This window comes from Halopseudomonas salina (assembly GCF_008641105.1).
Genome location: NZ_VTTI01000016.1, coordinates 1 through 20900, shown reverse-complemented (window position 1 = coordinate 20900; position 20900 = coordinate 1). Strand labels below are relative to the sequence as shown.

Here is a 20900-nt window from a genome sequence, read left to right as displayed (position 1 = left end):
ACGTTTGTGGGGGGAGTTGGCGTGAGTTCACGGGGATGATGTTTGTGGGGAGGTTGGCGTGAGTTTGCGGGGATGACTTTGGTGGGGGGGGGGGTTGCGTGAGTTCGCGGGGATGACGGAGGCTGGATCTCGTCATTCCCGCCCCCCTCGCCATTCCCGCGCACACCTCCCTCGTCATTCTCGCGAACGCGGGAAACCATTTTGACCTTGATGCAGCCAGCACCGAACCCCGTCACATAAGGCACAAACCCGCTTTCTATAAACCCGGAAATGGATCCCCGCGTTCGCGAGGATGACGTTTGTGGGGGGAGTTGGCGTGAGTTCAGGGGGATGATGTTGGGGGGGAGGTTGGCGTGAGTTTGCGGGGATGACGGAGGCTGGATCTCGTCATTCCCGCGCACGCAGGAATCCGTTTTGACCTTCCACTTTCCCGGGCTCAGCCCTTCCCGGCCAGATACTCGACACCCTCACGCCGGCTATCCTGCACCGACTCCAGGAACTCATCTCCCCAGCGCTTGATATCGTTGTGCTGCACAATCGCAAACATCGAGCGAATCCGGGACTCCCGGTCTGCGCGTCCGAGGGTCAGGCCTACATACAGGGTATCGCGTAGGTCATGGGGATCGTGGGGGTTGGTCAGGAGGGCGCCGTGGAGTTCGGCGGCGGCGCCGGCAAACTCCGAGAGCACCAGCACCCCGCTGCCCTCGCATAGCCCCTGGGTAGCCACATACTCCTTGGCGACCAGATTGAGGCCATCGCGCAGCGGCGTGATCCACATCACATCGGCCATCAGGTAATAGGCGATCAGATCGCGGAACGGGAAGGCGCGGTAGAAAAAATGCACCGGCGTCCAACCCACCTGGGAGAACCGGCCATTGATACGTCCTACCGCTTGCTCGATCTGCTGCAAAAGCGTGTCATAGATGGTCATCTCCGCCGCTGCGGGCACGCAGATGGTCAACAGCGACACCTTGCCGACAAGCTCCGGATGGGCCTCCAGCAGCGCCTCAAAGGCCAACATCTTGGCCAGAATTCCCTTGGTATAGTCCAGGCGCTCAACCGAGAGCACCACACGCAGCCCCTTGAGCTGTTCGCGCAGTTTTTCCATCTCGGCCTGGCAATCCGGTTGGTCGATCACTTCCTTGACGCGTCCGATATCCAGCCCGACCGGGTGCGCGCCCAGGCCGATATGTCGGCCGTGTACCGATACGCTGCGGGTCATGCGGTCCAGCCCCACCGCGCAGCCATAGGTCAGAAAACGCGGTGCGCAATCCTGACTGCTCAGCACCTCGACCGGCGCCACCCCGCGTATCACGTCCACAAAATTCTCGGACTGGCGTGGAATATGAAACCCGATGTAGTCGCACTGCAGCAGGCTGCCAATAATCTCCCGCCGCCAGGGCAAGACGTTGAAAACGTCCGCCGACGGGAAGTAGGTATGGTGGAAGAAGGCAATGGTCAGATCCGGCCGCAGCGGGCGCAAATAAGCTGGCACCATCCACAGGTTATAGTCATGCAACCAGACCACAGCACCCTCGGCGGCTTCGGCTGCCGTGCGCTCGGCAAACAACTGGTTGACCTTGAGAAATACCGCCCAGTCCTCTTCCCGGAAAATAGCCCGTTCCCAGAAAGTGTGCAGCGTCGGCCAGAAAGCTTCCTTGGAGAAGCGCTTGTAGAACACATCCACATCGTTCTTGCTCAGCGCCACACGCGCGGCAACCAGATTAGCGTAACGCTCCTTGTCGACCGTGGTGTGCACCTCGAACGCGCGATCCTTGCGCGGATCATGTACTGACCACGCGACCCACGAGCCCTGCTGGCCCTGGGCGAAAAAACTGAGCAGTGTAGGCAATATGCCGTTGGGCGAAGACGGCGGTCGACGGATAAGCTGGCCATCCTTGACCACCTCCTCGTAGGGCAGCCGGTGGTAGACCATCACCAGGTCTGCCTTGCCCTTGATACCTAGCCCTGGCAATTCGGAATCGATACCCACCGGCCCCAGAAAGCCGAAATGCCCCAAGGCCTCGAGGATGCCACCACAGCCGCTGAGCTTGGCATGCAATACCTTGGCGCGATCACCGGTGGCTTCCAGCAGACCCGCTTCCGACTCTCCAACGCACACGCCCTTGAAGCCCTGCTCGTACATGGACAGGTCATTGAGCGTATCGCCAGCCACCAGCACATCATCAAACTCGGCCTCCAGATGGGCAATCAGACGCTTGAGCGTGCTGCCCTTGTTGACCCCGCGGGGCAACAGATCCAGATACATATCGGCGGAAAACAGCACATCGCAGCCCAGCTTTTCGGCCACCTGATGAATCTCGTCGGTCACTGCGCCGGGCTCGCAGAAGTAGGAGCAGCGGCGTTGCTGCGGTACGTTCTGGCGCTCCAGACCCGGAAAGCCGGCCATCGACTGCAACACCACCTGCTCGCCGGGCCAGGTCGCCTCGATCTCGCTTTGCAGCGGATACACAGCCTGCAGAGTTTCCCCGTCCACCACAGTGGCACCCACATCACAAATGATGTAATCCGGACGCGGTATGGCCGGATCAGACAGCAGCGGTACCACCACCTCCAGACCGCGCCCGGTAACAAACACCAGCTTGATGCCGGGGTGAGCATCAATCAGCTGATACAGTCGCTGGCGGTTATCCGGGTCGCCGCCGAGGAAGGTTCCATCAAGATCAGTGGCCAGAATCATTGGCGGTACTCCTAATATTTGAAGGGCTAGTTTCTGAAGAGGCAGTATCTGTAGACGCAGCTTCTGAAGAGGTCGTGTTTGAATGCGTCGAATCCGTTTCGGCGTCCTCGAGCATCATGCCCAGCACCTCGCTGGAGGTGCGCACCATGGGAATGTAGTGTGCCGGTGCGTCAACGATTCGATCGGCCCCGCGCCGCGCCTGAAGCAACGCATAGAGCCCACAGAAACCGAACATCACCGCGAAGAACAATGGCAGTGCCAGAGGCGCCGTCATGCCCATCAGCCAGCCGGCCAGTGCCGGGCCGATCGCCGCCCCCAGCCCGTGCAGCATCAGCAGGGACGCGTTGCCAGAGAGAATATCTTCGTGGTGAAGATGGTCGATCAGATGAGCCACCGCAGCGGGGTAAACGGCAAAGGAGCCTCCGCCGAACACTGCTGCGGCCAGCAATAGCCACTGCCCGAATGGCCCCAGCAGAGCCATCAACAAACCACCGGCAACCGCAATGGCAGAAATAATCGCCAGGGCCATGCGCCGGTCGGTGCGGTCAGACAGCATACCCAGCGGCCACTGCAATGCGGCGCCCGCAAGAATCACCAGAGAAACGAATGTCGCGATCTGCGGCGTGTCCATACCCATGCGCCCGGCATACACCGCGCCCAGCCCCCAGAACCCGCCCATGGCCAGTCCCGACAAAAGCGCTGCGCTACAGGCCACCGGCGCCGCTTCCCAGAGCCGGCGCAATGACAATCCCTTGGTATTGCCAATGGCCGGCTGGGACAGGCGCGTGGCCACCACCGGCATCAGCGCTGCAGTGATCAGCATTGTCGCCAGGGCAAACAGAGTGAAGGTCATGGGGCTGTCGAGGCGCAAGAGCTGCTGGGCCAGGGCCAGCGATCCCAGGTTTACCGCCATGTAGATGGCAAACACCTGGCCGCGACGCTCCGGTGGTGCCTGGGTATTGAGCCAGCTCTCAATCACCGTATAGATACCCACCAGCGCGACACCGGTTATCATCCGCAGAATCAGCCAGGTAATCGGATCGACAAGCAGGGCATGCACCAGCACGGAAACAGCTTCGGCAGCGGCCAGAAAGGCGAATGCGCGCACATGGCCCATACGCCGGATCAGTCTGGGGCACAGCCAGGTGCCAAGAATAAAGCCGGCAAAATAGGCTGAGCCGAGCAGACCCAGGGTCTGGTCAGTGAAGCCTTCACCGCTTCCGCGCAGGGCTAGAAGGGTGTTGAGCAGTCCGGTACCCAGCAGCAGCAGCGCGATACCGGAAAGCAGGGCTGCGATAGGCAGCAGAATCTTGATCATGAATCTGAATCCCTGTATTGCAAAATGGATCCAGGCAGGGAGTGCAAAAATGCCAATAATGGCGAAGTGCTTGAAAATTATGTCTTTGTGCTAAAAACCATACCCCAGCCAGGGGGTGGTTACCAGCACTTGGAGAGATTCATCGCTCGTTGGCGCCCGTCACGGCGTGCAAATAACCAATCGATATTGCGAAAAGAAAACCGTATTTTCACCCGAATATCTGATGACTTTTTCAATGTCTTCGGCTAGATTGCGAATCTTCCCGGCCACCCTCAACAGGACCCAATGACTCTCCTGATAGCCTTCGCTGTCCTCTCCATTCTGGTTTCGTTTATCTGTTCGATTCTGGAAGCCGCACTACTCTCTCTGACCCCAAGCTACATAGCCCATCAGAAGCAGACAAAGCCCAAGCTCTATGAGCGGCTCAAGCATCTCAAAGACAACGTAGACCAGCCCCTTGCTGCGATCCTGACGCTCAATACCGTTGCCCATACTGTGGGTGCAACCGGTGTAGGTGCACAGGTGACCGTGGTCTTCGGCGACGGCTACCTGGGTATCGCCTCGGCGGTCATGACGCTGCTGATTCTGGTGCTCTCGGAAATCGTGCCCAAGACCATCGGTGCGCGCTACTGGCGCGCCATAGCGCCCTTTCTGCCACCCTTGCTGCGCCTGATGATCCTGATTCTCAAGCCCTTCATCATGCTCTCGGATGTGGTGATGAGAATGTTTGGCGGCAAACCGCCGGAGCATGACATTCGTCAGGAGATCAAAGCCCTGGCCATGCTTGGCCGTGAACTGGAAAAGCTGGACGATGATGAACAGCGCGTGATCAGCAATATCCTCGACCTGCATGATGTGAAGGTCCGGGATATCATGACGCCGCGGATCGTATGCGACTCGGCACTGCCCGATGAGAGCATTGCCGACCTGAAACTGCGCATCAAGGAAAGTCAGTTTTCGCGATATCCCGTAGTCGACACGGACGAATCCCCGCTAGGCGTGGTGTTCCGTTATGACGCCCTGATGGCCGAAGATGACACCCAGCCCGTTTCCAGCATCATGAAGCCGATCAAGGTCACGCTGGAAAGCATGAACGCCGAAAACCTGATGACCCAGCTCATGCAGGAACGTCAACACATGAGCCTGATCTACGATGAATTTGGCGGCTGGCAGGGTCTGGTCACCCTGGAAGACATCGTTGAAGCCATTATCGGCAAACCGATCATGGACGAGACCGACGACATTCCCAACATGCGCCGCTTTGCCAGACGTCGCTGGGAGCATCGGTTGAAAGACAGCAAAACCAGCTGATCAACTTCAAAGCCAGGCCCAGTGCCTGGCTTTTTTATTAGCTCCGTAGCCGTAAAGCGAACAATCCTGAACTTCATCCGGCCGCCCTTAGCAGCTACACTTATTCACAGACGCACCACTAAACGACTTTTTTCAAACCCACCGGACACTCCATGCCGACCCCCAGAACATATGCCAGAAAACTCTTTGCCCCTCTGCTTGACCGGCTTGAAGGGGGTGACCAGCCTTATCGTTATACCCCCAAGGCCCGTTTGATTCTCTGGGTTACCGGTTTGTTGTTCCTGGCCCTGGCGACTGGCCTGGCCGTATTGCTACCGGAAGGAACTGATCCCGCTGTACTGCTGCCCATAGGTATATTCGGCCTCGTTGGCCTGTTTGCCATCATTGTCGCCTGGCTCGGCACCGAACGTGCCGTAGCCCGGGTCTGGGGCTCCCGCTGACAGCCGCAGCAGCACGCAGCCAAAGCAACAGGAGACTGATATGACCGACAAGACACTCCTCATCGTCGCCCATGCGCCCTCGGATAACACCAGGCGCCTGGTTGAATCTGTCATTACCGGCGCACGCCAGGCGTCCGGCGACACCGTCGAGGTAATCTACAAGCCACCGCTGGAAGCCAAGCCAGGTGACGTTCTGGCGGCCGACGCCATTATTCTCGGCACGCCGGAAAACCTCGCGTACATGAGCGGAGCATTGAAGGATTTCTTTGATCGATGCTACTACCCCGTGCTCGAGGAAAAGCAGGGCATGCCCTGTGCCGCATTCATTCGCGCCGGCCAGGACGGTACCGGCACCCGCCGCGCCATACAATCGATTGTCACCGGCCTGCGCTGGTCATGGGTGCAGGACCCACTGGTTCTCAAGGGCCAATGGGATGACGGCTTTCTTGATCAGACCGAGGAGCTGGGCAAGTTCATGGCCGCCGCACTGGACGCCGGCATCATCTGATCAGATCCAGATCCAGCCCGTGGCGCCAGCAGCAACCGCCAGCACCAGAATGCTGCTGGCCCAGCGCGCCAGGGACCAGCCCCCGACAAAGAGAACGATGGCCGCCTTGACCAGGGTATTGGTCAGTGACGCCAGCAAAATACCCCGCGCTGCAACGGTGTCAGACAGCCCGTCGTTGGCCTGGTTGGCCAGCGCCACGGTAATAGCGTCCACATCGGCAATACCCGACAGCACCGCAAGAGCGTAAATACCCCTGTCGCCGAACCATTCCTGCGCCGCATTCGACATTACAAATACCACTGCCAGGGCAGCGGTAATCAACAGGGCCGATTTCAGTTCAAGGGGATTGCTCATCGCCGGTTGGTGTTCCACTTCCCCCCCCTTGAAGCGCCACAGCACTACAGCCATGGCCACCAGGGGAATAATCCCCAGCAGGATCATGCCGGGCAGCAGAGGCATCAACAGATCACGGTTGACAATGGCCACCTCGGCCAGCACCCGGGGCGCCATGGTGCCGCAAGCCAAGGCAATGCCAGCGCCGAGCAGCGCCTGGCGGCGGGTATCCGTGGCTGACATTCGCGAAAAACTCAGCGTTAACGCCGTGCTTGAGGTCAGACCACCGAGAAAGGCAGTCAGGGTCAGCCCCACCTGATCACCCAAAATCCGCACTGCAAAATAACCCACAAAACCGATGCCCGCGACCAGCAGTACCAACCAGCCAATCACCCGCGGGTTGAGGCTGTCCCAGGGTCCCATCGCCTCATTCGGCAGCAGCGGCAGCACCACAAGCATGATCACCAGCAACTGCAGGGAGGCTGTCAGCTCGTGTCTGGACAGACTCTGCAGCGCGCCGTGGATCTCCCGCTTGAAACCCAGCAATACCGCCACACCCACCGCGGCGATGACCGCTTCCAGTTGCATGTCCAGCACGGCCATTGCGCCCAGCGCGCAGGTGAGCAGCGCTGCTACCTCAGTGGTGGCGCCGATGTCGCCGGTTGTTCGCACCGTTTGCAGGTAGCCAACCACCAGCATCGCAGCTACGCCTAGCAATACCGCGGCCAACACCCACACCGAGGTCGCACCGGTCAGCCTGGCGGCAACGCCTCCCAGCAAACCCAGCAGGGCAAAGGTGCGAATCCCCATGGCGGCCATGGCGTCGTCGTTGTCATTATCCGCATCGCGCCGGCTCCCGGCTCCGCCATGCTCGTTCTGCGTTTGCCAGCCACGCTCAAAACCAATGATCAGACCGACCGCCAGAGCGACCAGCAGACCGGGGATCTCACCTGCGTATTCCATCATCTATGTGTTTTCCTTCCCTATACATTGTGCTGAGCATAATCTGCTGAACATAATCTGCTGAACATAGCAGAGACGCCCTCTCCGTGCTTCTGCATCACAGGCTGGCCGATTATACTGGCCGGATGGATAAGCTCATGGCACGTCTCGAAGAATGTTACCGGCTGGCGGAGGAGCGTTTCGAGCGCAAGTTCGAACGCCCGCGGGTAGACCTGGACCTGCGCGGTCAAAAGGCCGGGGTAGCCTATCTGGGACGGAATCTGCTGCGCTTCAACGCGCAGATGTACCGGGATCACAGCGAGGATTTTCTGCTGCAGACGGTGCCCCATGAGGTAGCCCATCTGATCGCCCATGAGGTATTCGGGGCCCGCATCCGCCCCCACGGCCGGGAATGGCAGGCGGTGATGACCGACCTGTTCAAGCTACCGGCCACCCGCTGCCACGATTACCCGGTGCAGCGCCGGCGCGGGACCCGATATCTATACCGCTGCGGCTGCCCCGCCCACGTGCCTTTTACGCCCCAGCGTCACGCGCTGGTCAAACGTGGACGGCGTTACCAATGCCGGCTGTGTGGTGACATGCTGCACTTCACCGGTCGCCAGGGCGCAGCCTGAACAGCACACCTCGATTACTCTGCGGACTGCTCAGGTTCAGCTTGCGACTGCGGATTTGTCTGCAGGGCCTGCAACCCCTCGAGCAACCGCTGGTTCAGATCCATGGCCTTTTCCAGGCGCGGCTGATCAAAGCGTTCATCGATGGCAAAACCGCCGTCTAGCAAGCCACGCAGTAATTCGTTGCCGGATTCGGAAAGCTCACTGGCCGTGCGCAAGGCATCGACCAGCCCCTGGGCGTATTCACGCAGATCATTATTCGCCGCACTGGCCGGCGCTCCCTGACCCGATACCCGGCCATAGGCTTCACTCACCTGGCGGACGCTGGTCTGGGTCAGATTGAGTGACATGGAAGCCAACTGGCTGCCATCCAAATCCAGCGCCAGGGCCCGGTCAAAGGCACCCTGGCGATCCCCGGCATAGAAAGCGCCAGCCAGATCCTGCACCTGGCCCAGCAGATCCTGCAGCGACTCGCGCTCGGCATCATTCAGGTCGCCCTGCACCTCCACTTGCCAGGCGCCGACCTGCAGTTGGCTGCTCTGGCTACTCAACGCAACCCGGCTACCCTGCGGTCCGCTACTCGCGGTCACCTGGCTATCAGAACGGCTGGCTGATGCCTGGGCGATGCTGATGCGCAGGCGGTCGCCCTCACGCGTGGTAACTTCCAGGTCAAATGTCTGGGCCTGTGCAGAGAAACGGCTGGCACTGGCAGAGAGTGATACACCCTCACCGCGGCCGTTCTGCTCGGCACTTGGCAGCAGCCGCTCGGCAATCTCGGCCATGCCGGTCTGGATGCGCTGCCAGGTGTCGTCGATGTCCGCAGCCACCTTGCCCTTGAGCACACCCATGCCATCCAGAATCTTGCGCGCCTCCTCGAAGCCCTTCTCCACGCCCTTGGCAGCCTGGTCATACATGGTCTGCAGCTTACTGGTGTCTTCGCCGGCGGCCTTGGCGCTTTCCAGCCGCCCGCCGATAAAGCCGAGCACACGCTCCGCTACCTTCCCGGGGGAGAAATTATCGGCGCTGCCGGCAAGACTGCCTGGCTTGAGGCCCATCTGCTCGGCAAGCCGGTTGGCCAGGGTCTTCTGCCCGTCAATCTGACGTGCGGCATTGGCTTGGGATGGCGCGGTCTGCCGCACGCCACCTGGGGTAATCGAATTGGATTGGCTCATTGGGTACACCTCCAGTTGACCACTGTATCGGCCAGATGCCCTTTTACTGTATGACCGTCCGTCGTTTTACCCCAGGGCTCCGGCAGCCCGCAGACCTTCGATCTCCTCCACCGTAAGACCCAGCCCGCGCAACACACGCATGCTGTCCTCACCCAGCTGTTTGCCGATATGTCGCGGGGCATCCAGGCCACTACCAAACACGATAGGGCAGGCAATCTGTCGCTGGGTCCGCTCACCGCCGGGCAAAGGCACAGATTGCACCAGCCCGCGAGCCTGCAGCTGCGGATGCTCGGCGGCCTCACTCAGGCTCAGCACCGGCTCCACGCAGGCATCAATCTCGGCAAAACGCGCCTGCCAATGGGCAAAATCTTCCCTGGCAAAGGCATCCTGCAGCGTCTGCTTGACCAGTTCGCGGTCCTGCGGCAACGGCGAAAGCCCCTTCGCCACCAGCTCGGGGCAGCCCAATAACTCGCACAACTGCAGCATGAACTGGGGCTCCAGGCTGCCCACCGCCATCCAGCGACCGTCGCGGGTCTGGTAGTAATCATAGAAACTGCCACCATTGAGCATAGTTGATTCCAGCCCCGGCTCCTGATCGGCGGCCAGGCAGGCGGCACCGGCCATCGCATTCAGGCTGAACACACAATCGGTCATGCTGATATCCACATGCTGCCCTTCCCCGGTCTGCTGCCGGTGAATCACCGCCGCCAGCAAACCGGTCACCGCATGCATCGAGCCGCCGGCCACATCCGCCACCTGCATTCCCAGAGGCACCGGCCCGCTATCGCGCCGGCCGGTGTAACTGGCCAGGCCGGAGAGCGCCAGGTAATTAATGTCGTGGCCGGCGCGATTGCGGTAGGGCCCGGTCTGGCCGTAGCCGGTCACCGACACGTAGATCAGCCGCGGGTTGATCTCCTTCAGCGCCGCATAACCCACACCCAGCTTGTCCATGACACCGGGGCGAAACTGCTCGATTACCACGTCGTATTCCATCACCAGCCGGCGCACCACATCCACGGCCTCCGGCGCCTTGAGATTGAGGCCGATGGAGTCCTTGTTGCGGTTCAGATAGGCGTGACTGGCAGAGGTGCCGTCTACGTGGGGCGGCAGAGCGCGGGTCAGATCCACCCGGTCGGGGGATTCTACCCGCAGCACCTGGGCGCCCATGTCCGCCAATAACAGGGAGGCAAAGGGGCCTGGCAACAAGGTGGAAAAATCGAGAATCTTCAGGGATGCGAGGGGGCCTGACATGGCAGCTCCTGTTTATTGTTTTGGCGACAATTTGTCGCTTGTAGCTTACCCCGTCCTGCTTGTAGCTTGTAGACAGTGTTTTTTCGGAGTGCCGCCCCATGACCCAGCGTATCGATGTGCACAGCCTCTCCCAGCGGCTGGAAGAACCCGACGTGCGTATTTTTGACGTGCGTTTTTCCCTCGATCAACCGGCCCAGGGCCGTAGCGAGTTTGCCGCGGCGCATATCCCCGGCGCCCGCTACCTGCATCTGGACGAAGACCTCTCCGCACCTGTTATACCCGGTGAAACCGGTCGGCATCCGCTGCCTGAGCCCGAGCAAATGCAAGCCCTGCTGCGCCGCGCCGGAGTCAATCAGCACACCCAGGTGATCGTCTATGACGACGGCCCCGGGCTCTTCGCCTCTCGGCTTTGGTGGATGCTGCGCTGGCTGGATCACGGGCGAGTAGGAATCCTCGACGGTGGCTTCAAAGCCTGGCAAGAGGCAGGCCTGCCGGTCACCCAGGAAACACCGCGCCCCGTGGCGGAGGGCAATTTTGTCGCCCGTGCGGATAACGGAAAACTGATAGATGCCGACGAAATCCACCGCCGCCTGGACGACCCATCGCTGCAACTGCTGGATGCCCGCGGGCCTGCGCGCTTTACCGGCGAGGCCGAGCCGATCGACCCGGTGGCCGGCCATATTCCCGGCGCCGCCAATCTGCCCTGCGCCGCCAATGTGAATGACAATGGAAACTGGCTGGACAACGAGCAGCTGGGTAAACGCTTCGAACCCTGGACAAAGGGAGATGCTGAACTGGTCGCCTATTGCGGCTCCGGCGTCACCGCCTGCCATACCATTCTGGCCGCAGTCGAGGCAGGGCTACCTGAGCCAAGGCTCTATGCCGGCTCCTGGAGCCACTGGATAACTGATCCGGGCAGACCCGTCGCCACGGGTGAGTAACCCGCGCCGGCCTTAGTCGAATGCCGGGCCGTCAGACGCCCGGCGCAGGGCCTGGATGTAGGGCCGCAGTGAATACCCCAGCTGCGGCTCCAGGTCGTCTGCCCAGTCGTCCATCAGCGACTTTTCCAGGGCTAGCTCCCCGGATTCGGGCACCAGCAACAGGATATTCCCCTCCTCCACCGGCACCTGCAGATAGTGGTCGCCGAACAGCTGTTGCAGCATGCGGCCGGCATAAGGCTGGCCGGTATTACCCAACTGCCACTGATTGATGACCAGCAAACCGCCTGGTCTGAGGGCCTTGTGACAGCGAGAAAAGAACTCGGCCTGCAATTGCAGACGGGAAATGCCGCCTTCCATATACAGGTCGACAAACAGCAGATCGCAACTGGCCGGCGACTCGCTGATGTACTGCTCCGCACAACCAATCTTGATCCTCAGGCGCGGATCCTGACTCAGCCCCAGCCAGCGGTAGCCGGCATCGACCACGGCAGGCCGCAACTCAACCGCCGTGACCTGCTCGGGTTCAAAATGTCTGAGCACGCAATTGTTCAGGCTACCACCGCCCAGCCCCAGTAGCGTGACGCGCTGCGGCCGGGTCTTCCAGAACAGCGCCAGCAACATTGCCCGGGTGTAATCGTATTCCAGCCACGCCGGATCGGCCGTAAAGGTGCAACTCTGCTCGGTCTGCTCACCAAAATACAGAAAGCGGTAAGCGCCCGCCTCGGTCAGCCGCAGGGAGCCGAAATCGTCACGGATCTCGGCCAGAAGCTGTTCTGGCTGGTTGTCGTCGAGAGCATCAAGGCGGGACATGGTGCGCCCTCCCCGGGCAGCGGCAAACCAGGCGCCGAGCCGCCGATAAAGCCGCTCGATCAAAGGTATAGGGTGTCTGAATGGCATGTCTCAGGTTACCATCGTGGCTCAAGACTTACACCCGATACCCCACAGCAGAGACCCCATGACCGCAAACTGGACCCCCGACAGCTGGCGCAGCAAACCCATCATTCAGCAACCGGTATATCCCGACGCCAACGCACTCGCCCAGGTCGAACAGACGCTGGCAGGCTATCCACCGCTGGTGTTTGCCGGAGAAGCGCGAGAGCTGCGCAAACAGTTTGCCGAAGTCACCCAGGGCCGCGCCTTTCTGCTGCAGGGCGGCGATTGCGCCGAAAGCTTTGCCGAATTCTCTGCACCCAAGATCCGCGACACTTTCAAGGTATTGCTGCAAATGGCCGTGGTCATGACCTTTGCCGCCAGTTGTCCGGTGGTAAAGGTAGGCCGCATGGCCGGGCAGTTTGCCAAGCCGCGCTCGGCCAATGATGAAGTCCAGGGCGACATCACCCTGCCCGCCTACCGCGGCGACATCATCAACAGCATCGGCTTTGAAGCTGCCGGCCGCGCGCCCGATCCCCAGCGCCTGCTGATGGCCTACCACCAGTCCACCGCCACCCTGAACCTGCTGCGCGCCTTCGCCCAGGGCGGCTTCGCCAGTCTGGACAAGGTGCACCAGTGGAACCTGGACTTCATCGCCAGCTCCGCCAACAGCGCCCGCTTTGAACACATGGCAGAGCGCATCGACGAAAGCCTCGGTTTCATGCGCGCCTGCGGCGTAAACCTGGACAGCAGCGCACAACTGCGCGAAACATCCTTCTTCACCGCCCACGAAGCCCTGCTGCTGAACTACGAACAGGCCTTCACCCGCCGCGACAGCCTCACCGGCGACTGGTACGACTGCTCCGCCCACATGCTCTGGATCGGCGACCGCACCCGCCAGCCCGACGGCGCTCACGTGGAATTCATGCGCGGCATCAACAACCCGATCGGCGTCAAGACCGGCCCCAGCACCGACCCGGACGAGCTACTGCGCCTGATCGACGTATTGAATCCCGAGAATGACCCCGGCCGCCTGAATCTCATCGTACGCATGGGAGCCGACAAGGTAGAAGCCCACATGCCCGCCCTGGTGCGCGCTATCGAGCGGGAAGGCAAGCAGGTGCTATGGAGCTCCGACCCCATGCACGGCAACACCATAAAAGCCTCCAGTGGCTACAAGACCCGCGATTTCGCCGCGATCCTCACGGAAGTCGAACAGTTCTTCGCCGTCCACAAGGCCGAAGGCACCTGGGCCGGTGGTATTCACATTGAAATGACCGGCCAGAACGTCACCGAATGCATAGGCGGCGCCACCCCGGTCACCGAAGCCGGCCTCTCCGACCGCTACCACACCCACTGCGACCCCAGACTCAACGCCGACCAGTCCCTGGAACTGGCGTTCATGATCGCCGAAACCCTGAAAAAAGCCCGGCGATAGAGAACAGAGGGCCTCGCGCACAAGTCATCCTCGCCGACTGAGACCAATCCCCCCGCAAACGTCATCCTCGCGAACGCGGGGATCCATTTTCAGGGTTTAAAAAAGCGGGTTTGTGCAATATGTAGCGGGGTTCGATGCTGCCCCAACATCAAAATGGATTCCCGCGTGCGCGAGAATGACAGCCAAACCCACACCAATCTCCCCGCAAACGTCATCCTCGCGAACGCGGGGATCCATTTTAGGGGTGTAAAAAAAGCGGGTTTGAGCATTACAACCCCCGACAGCAGCGACGTCCCCGCCGCGAAGCGCTCAGCCATCCCCGCCCCCTGACCGACCTCGAAGCCTGAATCACCTGTTTGGGTGCTTTACTCCAAAATCCATAGTCGTATCCTTTCCGAGCCATTTCAGCAGTATGGCTCTCAGACAAAACCAACAAAAGGATATCCAATGACTACGCTATTGCGCATGACGCGCCAGAGCCTCACCGTCCTGTTCGTCTCACTGCTCTGCCTCAGCAACGCCCAGGCCTTCAACCCCGCACCGGTTGCACCAGTAGACACCCTGATCGTCGGCGACTCGGTATTCGCCCTGTCAGGCGACATTCACCGCTACCTGGAAGATGACCTCGACAAAACCATCAACACCAGCGCCCGCTCCGGATGCCAGATGATCGGCGGCAACTTCATCTGCCGCAGCCGCTACGCCATCCCGGCCCAATACGCCAATGCCAACAAGAGCGGCATCAAGACAGTGATCTTCAACGGCGGCGGCAACGACATCCAGCTCAACAGCTGCGCCCCCTCCCTAACCCGCTGCATGCCCCTGCTCAACGACCTGGAAGACCGCATCGCCCAACTCGCCCAGCAAATGCGCGCCGACGGCATTGAGAACATCATCTTCCTGGGCTACTACAACGGCACCGGCAACGCCGCGGAACTGCGCGAAATCAACAACTACAGCATGAACCGCAAAGCCGCCACCTACGCCGGCCTGGGCATCACCTTCATCGACGTCCGCCAGGCCTTCAACGGCAACGAAGCCCGCTACCTGCTAAACGACGGCATCCACCCCACCGCCGAAGGCTCGCGAGTACTGGCTGATCTGATCAAGCAGGCGTTGTAAGGAGGGTATCTGCAACAAGGTCAAAATGGATTCCCGCGTTCGCGAGAATGACGAGGGGGCGTGCGCGGGAATGACGTCATCCTCGCCGACTGATACCAATCTCCCCGAAACCATCATCCTCGCAAACCAACACCGACTCCTCTAAAAACGTCATCCTCGCGAACCAACACCAATCTCCCCCCGCAAACGTCATCCTCGCCGACTGAGACCAATCCCCCCGCAAACGTCATCCTCACCGACTGAGACCAATCCCCCCGCAAACGTCATCCCCGCCGACTGAGACCAATCCCCCCGCAAACGTCATCCTCGCCGACTGAGACCAATCCCCCCGCAAACGTCATCCCCGCCGACTGAGACCAATCCCCCCGCAAACGTCATCCTCGCGAACGCGGGGATCCATTTTCAGGGTGTAAAAAAGCGGGTTTGTGCAATATGTGGCGGGGTCCGATGCTGCTCCCCCCAACATCAAAATGGATTCCCGCGTGCGCGAGAATGACGAGGGGGCGTGCGCGCGGATCCATTTTCAGGGTGTAAAAAAGCGGGTTTAAGCATTATGAAAGCGGGCAAACACACTACCCCAAAATCTCACCCCAAAGATCACGCCAATCAGGATTACCGCTTTCCACCAACTCGAACTTCCACTCCCGCCGCCACTTCTTCAGCGCCTTCTCCCGACGAATCGCCGCCTCCATAGAGCCATGCTGCTCGTACCAAACCAGCTCCTTGACGCCATGGCGCTCGGTGAAGCCGCCCAGCACACCATCCCGATGCTGCCAGGCCCGCTGCACCAGGTCCGATGTCACACCAACATACAAAGTCCCGCGACGACTCGAAGCCATCAAATAAACCGCCGGCTGTTTCATCCTCAACCTCCCTGTCCAGATCAGCCCCCACCCTACCCCGACCACCCCGACCAATCACGGAATCACCTCACAAAACGAACGGAAACCGGTACAGTCCGGGCATAGCCCGTCACATCTGTACCCTTGAGCAGGCCCTACCCCAGCCCGCATAATGCCGCCCTCGCTTCAACCGCACAGGGCGCTTCCATGTTTCGCTGGTTTGAGAAAAGACTCGACCCCTTCCCCCCGGAAGAACCCCAGGAACCACCGCGCACACTGCTCGCGTTCTGCCTGTATTTCACCCGTGGCACCTGGCGCTACCTGGGTACCGCCGCGCTGCTGATGGCCGCCATCGCCGCCACCGAAGTCTGGCTGTTCAGCTTTCTGGGTAATATCGTCGACTGGCTCTCGGTCCAGGACCGCGCCACGCTACTGCAGGATCAGGGCTGGAAACTCGCGGGCATGGCTGCACTGGTCCTAGTCCTTCTGCCCCTGATGATCCTCGCCAACTCCCTGGTCAGCCATCAGACGCTGATGGGCAACTACCCCATGCGCATCCGCTGGCTGGTGCACCGTTACCTGCTCAAGCAGTCCATGGCCTTCTACCAGGACGAGTTCGCCGGCCGCATCGCCACCAAACTGATGCAGACCGCCCTCGCCGTGCGCGAATGCGTGATCAAGCTGATCGACGTGCTCAACTACGTGGTCGTGTATTTTCTCGGCACGCTGGTAGTCGTGGGTATCGCTGATTGGCGCCTGACCCTGCCGATGCTCGCCTGGCTGCTCGGCTATATCCTGCTGATGCGCTATTTCATTCCGCTGATGGGCAAGGTGGCAGAGGAGCAAGCAGACGCGCGCTCGATCATGACCGGCCGTATCGTCGACAGTTACACCAACATCCAGACGGTCAAACTCTTCTCCCACTCCCGCCGCGAAGCCACCTACGCCCGCGAAGGCATGGGCGACTTCATGCACACCGTCTACCGGCAGATGCGCCTGGTCACCTGGGTCAACAGCCTGCTGTACATGCTCAACGGCCTGTTGCTGGTCAGCGTCACCGCCCTGGCCATCTGGCTGTGGATCAACGAAGCCGCCACCATAGGCGCGGTCGCGGTGGCTACCGGCCTGGTGCTACGGCTGTGGGGCATGTCCCAGTGGATCATGTGGGAGCTGTCCGCGCTGTTCGAGAACATCGGCACCGTGCAGGACGGCATCAACTCCATCTCCCGTCCGCAACTGGTCAACGACCGCCCCGACGCCCAACCGTTGCTGGTCGACAAGGGCGAGATCCGCTTTGACCATGTGCGTTTCAACTACGGCAAGGAACAGGGCGTATTCGAAGACTTGCACCTGACCATTCGCGCCGGCGAGAAGATCGGTTTGGTAGGACGTTCCGGTGCGGGCAAGTCGACCCTGGTCAATCTGCTGCTGCGCTTCTACGACGTAGAAGGCGGCCAGATTCTCGTCGACGGCCAGAACATCTCCGAGGTCACCCAGGACTCACTGCGCCAGCACGTCGGCATGGTCACCCAGGACACCTCCCTGCTGCATCGCTCGGTCCGTGACAACATCCTCTACGGCCGCCCGGATGCGGATGAGGACATGCTGATCAAAGCCGCCAAACAGGCCAAAGCCGACCACTTTATCCGCGACCTGGAAGACGCCAAGGGCCGCAGCGGCTTCGATGCCCACGTTGGCGAGCGCGGCGTCAAACTCTCCGGCGGCCAGCGTCAACGCATCGCCATCGCCCGCGTCATGCTCAAGGACGCCCCCATCCTGATCCTCGACGAAGCCACCTCCGCACTGGATTCCGAAGTCGAAGCCGCCATTCAGGAAAGCCTGAACACTCTGATGCAGGGCAAAACAGTAATAGCCATCGCCCACCGCCTCTCCACCATCGCCGCGATGGACAGGCTGGTAGTGATGGACCAGGGCCGCGTGATCGAAGACGGCACCCACAGTGAGTTGCTGGAGCGCGGCGGCTTGTACGCGCAGTTGTGGGCGCGGCAGTCGGGTGGTTTTTTGGGGGAGGATGTGGAGTGAGCCGAGGCCAAGGTCAAGGTCAAGGTCAAAATGGATCCCCGCGTTCGCGAGGATGACGTTTTCGGGGAGGTTGGCGTGAGTTCCCGAGGATGACGGCCATACCTCGTCATCCCTGTCCACACCCCGTCATTCCCGCCCTACTCACCCGTCATTCCCGCCCCACACCCCGTCATTCCCGCGAACGCGGGAAACCATTTTGACCTTCGCGCAGACAACACAGCACCCCGCCCAAAAAGGCACAATCCCGCCATTTAGAAACCCCGAAAATGGATCCCCGCGTTCGCGAGGATGACGAGGTTTTCTGGGAACTCGGAGTTTCACCTCGACCCCGCACTCCCAGGCGGCGACGCGCTACTCCGGGAATGTCGAGTTCCACCTCGACAAAATGCCTGCCTGAAACACCCACGGCCGAGATGGAACTCGGCAACTCCCAGACAAAACCGCCGAGATGGAACTCGGCAACTCCCAGACCAACGCCCGAGGTGAAACTCGGCCACTCCCAGACCCACACCCGAGACGAAACTCCGCCACTCCCCATCTGGTTCACTCCACTCTATCCCCCATCATCAGCCCCGCCCATAAAACCCACCTGGCCCGAAAATCCCGGCTAATATAGAGCAATTACACTAACAACAAGGATGCCCCATGAAAGCTCTATTCCCCGCCACTCTGTTGGCCAGCCTGATCTCCGCCAGCGCCCTCGCTGCCACATACTCCGCCCCCCAAACCCTGGTAGCGCCCTCTGAATTCAAGGGCGTGCACGGTCTGGCCGTTGATAATCAGGGGCGTTTGCTGGCTGGGAGTGTGGTTGGTAACAGCATTTACCAGGTAGACAGAGAAACCGGCAAGGCCAGCGTGCTGGTCGGCGCGGATGAGGGACAGGCGGATGACATCGCGATCGGTCCCAACGGGGAAATGGCCTGGACAGGCTTCTATCTCGGCAAGATCATGTACCGTGAGAACGATGAGGCTCCCACCAAGATCCTGGCCGAGGGCTTGCCCGGCATCAACTCCATCGCCTTCAACCAGAAAACCGGTCAGCTCTATGCCAGCCAGGTCTTTCTTGGCGACGCTCTCTGGGAGATCGACCCCAAGGGCGAAAAAGAGCCGCGGCTGATCAACAAGGACATGGGCGGATTCAATGGCTTTGAGGTCGGCAGCGACGGCTGGATCTACGGCCCGCTGTGGTTCAAAGGCCAGGTCGTGAAGATCAATCCGACTGACGGCACACTCGAAACCGTCGCCGATGGCTTTGGCACCCCTGCGGCAGTCAACTTCGACTCCAAGGGCAACCTCTACGCAGTCGACACCCTGACCGGCAAGCTGATGCGTGTGGATACCGCAACAGGTGATTCCGAGATGGTCGCGCAGCTCAGCACCGCTCTCGACAACCTGGCAATCGACGCCCAGGACAGCATCTACATCTCCAACATGGCCGACAACTCCATCCAGCAGGTCAACCCCGACACTGGCGAGATCAAGCTGATCACCAGCGGCGAGCTCGCGGTACCGGCAGGCACCGCACTGTCTGAAGACGGCAAGACCTTGTATGTCGCCGATATCTTCGCCTTCCGCGCCGTGGACACCACCAGCGGGAAGGTAACCGACCTCCGCCGCGCCCACGGATCCGACGCTGAATACCCGGTGGCAGTGAATCTGGGCAAGGACGCCCTGCTGCTCACCAGCTTCTCCACCGGCACCCTGCACTTGATCGACCGCGCCAACAACAGCACCCTCGCCATGGTCCATGGCCTGAATGCGCCATCCGATGCCGTGGAACTGGATGACGGCAGCATTGTGGTCAGCGAGATGGGCAGCGGCACACTGGTGCACCTGTCCGGCGACGACCTGAAGACCAAACGCACACTGACCAAGGACCTCTATGGCCCGGTGCAGATGATCCGCGGACAGGACGGCCAACTCTACCTGACCGAAGCCGGCGGTTTCCTGACCCGCGTTGACCCCACAAGCGGCGAAATCACCCGCCTGGCGAAAGACCTGCAAATGCCCGAAGGACTGGCCCAGGCGGCGGACGGCAGCTTCGTGATTGCCGAGACGGCAGCAAAACGCCTGATCAAATTGAACCCGGCCACCGGAGAGCAAAGCGTACTGGCCAGCGACCTCCCCATCGGCTTCCCCGCCGGCCCCGGCATGCCGCCCAGCGGGATTCCGACGGGTGTGGAGATAGCGGCGGATGGAATGCTGTATTTCACGTCTGACGTGGATAATGGGCTTTATAAGATTGGGGTTGAGGCTCAGGAAGATTGAGCCCTGGAAAACGCCATCCTGGAGAACTCACGCGAAACTACTCGCAGACGCCGTCGCGGAGAACTAGCGCCAACCTCCCCGAAAACGTCATCCTCGCGAACGCGGGGATCCATTTTCAGGATGTAAAAAACGCGAGGTTGTGCCTTGTTTAGCGGGGTGACGTGTTATCTGCACCAAGGTCAAAATGGTTTCCCGCGTTCGCGAGAATGACGAGGGGGGCGGCGAGAATGACGGGGGAGTGGCAAGAATGACGAGGTATGGTCGTCATCCTCGAGAACTCACGCCAACCTCCCCGCAAACGTCATCCTCGCGAACGCGGGGATCCATTTTCAGGAGGTAAAAAACGCGAGGTTGTGCCTTGTTTAGCGGGGTGACGTGTTATCTGCACCAAGGTCAAAATGGTTTCCCGCGTTCGCGAGAATGACGAGAGGGGTGGCGGGAATGACGGGGGGGTGGCAAGAATGACGGGGGAGTAGCAAGAATGACGAGGTATGGCCGTCATCCTCGAGAACTCACGCCAACCTCCCCGCAAACGTCATCCTCGCGAACGCGGGGATCCATTTTCAGGGGGTAAAAAAAGCGGGATGGTGCCTTGTCTGGCGGGTGACGTGCTATCTGCACCAAGGTCAAAATGGTTTCCCGCGTTCGCGAGAATGACGAGGGGGACGGCGAGAATGACGGGGGAGTGGCAAGAATGACGAGGTATGGTTGTCATCCTCGAGAACTCACGCCAACCTCCCCGCAAACGTCATCCTCGCGAACGCGGGG

The 20900-nt window shown here is 60.6% G+C and carries 16 protein-coding genes; 9 read left to right on the top strand and 7 right to left on the bottom strand.

Annotated features, from left to right (window positions below; genetic code table 11):
* Nucleotides 1-436: 436 nt before the first annotated feature.
* Complete coding sequence (ggpS, locus tag FZF01_RS18245; protein ID WP_150279378.1) at nucleotides 437-2701, bottom strand: glucosylglycerol-phosphate synthase; 2265 nt, start codon at nucleotides 2699-2701, stop codon at nucleotides 437-439.
* On the bottom strand, nucleotides 2685-4019 hold the full coding sequence (locus FZF01_RS18240; RefSeq protein ID WP_150279377.1) for an MFS transporter: 1335 nt from the start codon (nucleotides 4017-4019) through the stop codon (nucleotides 2685-2687). The genes ggpS and FZF01_RS18240 overlap by 17 nt, the downstream gene beginning before the upstream one ends.
* 285 nt (nucleotides 4020-4304) lie before the next feature.
* Between FZF01_RS18240 and FZF01_RS18235 the strand changes: the two genes are divergently transcribed.
* The 3 genes from FZF01_RS18235 to FZF01_RS18225 all read left to right on the top strand — a co-directional run bounded on the left by FZF01_RS18235 (nucleotide 4305) and on the right by FZF01_RS18225 (nucleotide 6278).
* Nucleotides 4305-5330 carry a hemolysin family protein gene (locus FZF01_RS18235; protein WP_150279376.1) on the top strand — a complete coding sequence of 342 codons (1026 nt, stop codon included), beginning with the start codon at nucleotides 4305-4307 and terminating at the stop codon, nucleotides 5328-5330.
* A 152-nt stretch (nucleotides 5331-5482) separates the two neighbouring features.
* Nucleotides 5483-5770: a hypothetical protein gene (locus FZF01_RS18230; protein ID WP_150279375.1), complete on the top strand. Its 288-nt coding sequence runs from the start codon at nucleotides 5483-5485 to the stop codon at nucleotides 5768-5770.
* A gap of 40 nt (nucleotides 5771-5810) precedes the next feature.
* Nucleotides 5811-6278: a flavodoxin family protein gene (locus tag FZF01_RS18225; RefSeq protein WP_150279374.1), complete on the top strand. Its 468-nt coding sequence runs from the start codon at nucleotides 5811-5813 to the stop codon at nucleotides 6276-6278.
* Here the strand turns inward: FZF01_RS18225 and FZF01_RS18220 are convergent, their stop codons facing one another.
* Nucleotides 6279-7577, bottom strand: coding sequence for an MgtC/SapB family protein (locus FZF01_RS18220; protein ID WP_150279373.1), 1299 nt, complete (start codon nucleotides 7575-7577; stop codon nucleotides 6279-6281).
* A gap of 122 nt (nucleotides 7578-7699) precedes the next feature.
* Between FZF01_RS18220 and FZF01_RS18215 the strand changes: the two genes are divergently transcribed.
* Nucleotides 7700-8188, top strand: coding sequence for a SprT family zinc-dependent metalloprotease (locus FZF01_RS18215; protein ID WP_150279372.1), 489 nt, complete (start codon nucleotides 7700-7702; stop codon nucleotides 8186-8188).
* A gap of 14 nt (nucleotides 8189-8202) precedes the next feature.
* Here the strand turns inward: FZF01_RS18215 and FZF01_RS18210 are convergent, their stop codons facing one another.
* Together FZF01_RS18210 and FZF01_RS18205 are read right to left on the bottom strand one after the other, a co-directional pair.
* Nucleotides 8203-9357 carry a DUF5610 domain-containing protein gene (locus FZF01_RS18210; RefSeq protein ID WP_150279371.1) on the bottom strand — a complete coding sequence of 385 codons (1155 nt, stop codon included), beginning with the start codon at nucleotides 9355-9357 and terminating at the stop codon, nucleotides 8203-8205.
* 66 nt (nucleotides 9358-9423) lie between these two features.
* Entirely contained in the window at nucleotides 9424-10608 is a 1185-nt protein-coding gene (locus tag FZF01_RS18205) for a CaiB/BaiF CoA transferase family protein (RefSeq protein WP_150279370.1), read from the bottom strand.
* 98 nt (nucleotides 10609-10706) lie between these two features.
* On the opposite strand from FZF01_RS18205, the gene FZF01_RS18200 reads away from it, so the two are divergent.
* Nucleotides 10707-11549, top strand: coding sequence for a sulfurtransferase (locus FZF01_RS18200; protein ID WP_150279369.1), 843 nt, complete (start codon nucleotides 10707-10709; stop codon nucleotides 11547-11549).
* 12 nt (nucleotides 11550-11561) lie between these two features.
* On the opposite strand, the gene FZF01_RS18195 is transcribed toward FZF01_RS18200, so the two are convergent.
* Nucleotides 11562-12446 (bottom strand): spermidine synthase, encoded by an 885-nt coding sequence (locus FZF01_RS18195; RefSeq protein ID WP_150279368.1) that lies wholly within the window; start codon nucleotides 12444-12446, stop codon nucleotides 11562-11564.
* A gap of 58 nt (nucleotides 12447-12504) precedes the next feature.
* Between FZF01_RS18195 and FZF01_RS18190 the strand changes: the two genes are divergently transcribed.
* Complete coding sequence (locus FZF01_RS18190; protein ID WP_150279367.1) at nucleotides 12505-13857, top strand: class II 3-deoxy-7-phosphoheptulonate synthase; 1353 nt, start codon at nucleotides 12505-12507, stop codon at nucleotides 13855-13857.
* A 447-nt stretch (nucleotides 13858-14304) separates the two neighbouring features.
* Nucleotides 14305-14979, top strand: a complete 675-nt coding sequence (locus tag FZF01_RS18185) for an SGNH/GDSL hydrolase family protein (RefSeq protein WP_150279366.1) — start codon at nucleotides 14305-14307, stop codon at nucleotides 14977-14979.
* Nucleotides 14980-15551: 572 nt separating this feature from the next.
* On the opposite strand, the gene FZF01_RS18180 is transcribed toward FZF01_RS18185, so the two are convergent.
* Nucleotides 15552-15818 carry a GIY-YIG nuclease family protein gene (locus FZF01_RS18180; RefSeq protein ID WP_223825560.1) on the bottom strand — a complete coding sequence of 89 codons (267 nt, stop codon included), beginning with the start codon at nucleotides 15816-15818 and terminating at the stop codon, nucleotides 15552-15554.
* 210 nt (nucleotides 15819-16028) lie between these two features.
* Here FZF01_RS18180 and FZF01_RS18175 point away from each other — a divergent pair, with 210 nt between their 5' ends.
* Both FZF01_RS18175 and FZF01_RS18170 read left to right on the top strand, forming a co-directional pair.
* Complete coding sequence (locus FZF01_RS18175) at nucleotides 16029-17864, top strand: ABC transporter ATP-binding protein (protein WP_150279364.1); 1836 nt, start codon at nucleotides 16029-16031, stop codon at nucleotides 17862-17864.
* Between the two features lie 645 nt (nucleotides 17865-18509).
* Nucleotides 18510-20132, top strand: a complete 1623-nt coding sequence (locus FZF01_RS18170; RefSeq protein WP_150279363.1) for an outer membrane protein assembly factor BamB family protein — start codon at nucleotides 18510-18512, stop codon at nucleotides 20130-20132.
* The last annotated feature ends 768 nt before the right edge of the window (nucleotides 20133-20900 follow it).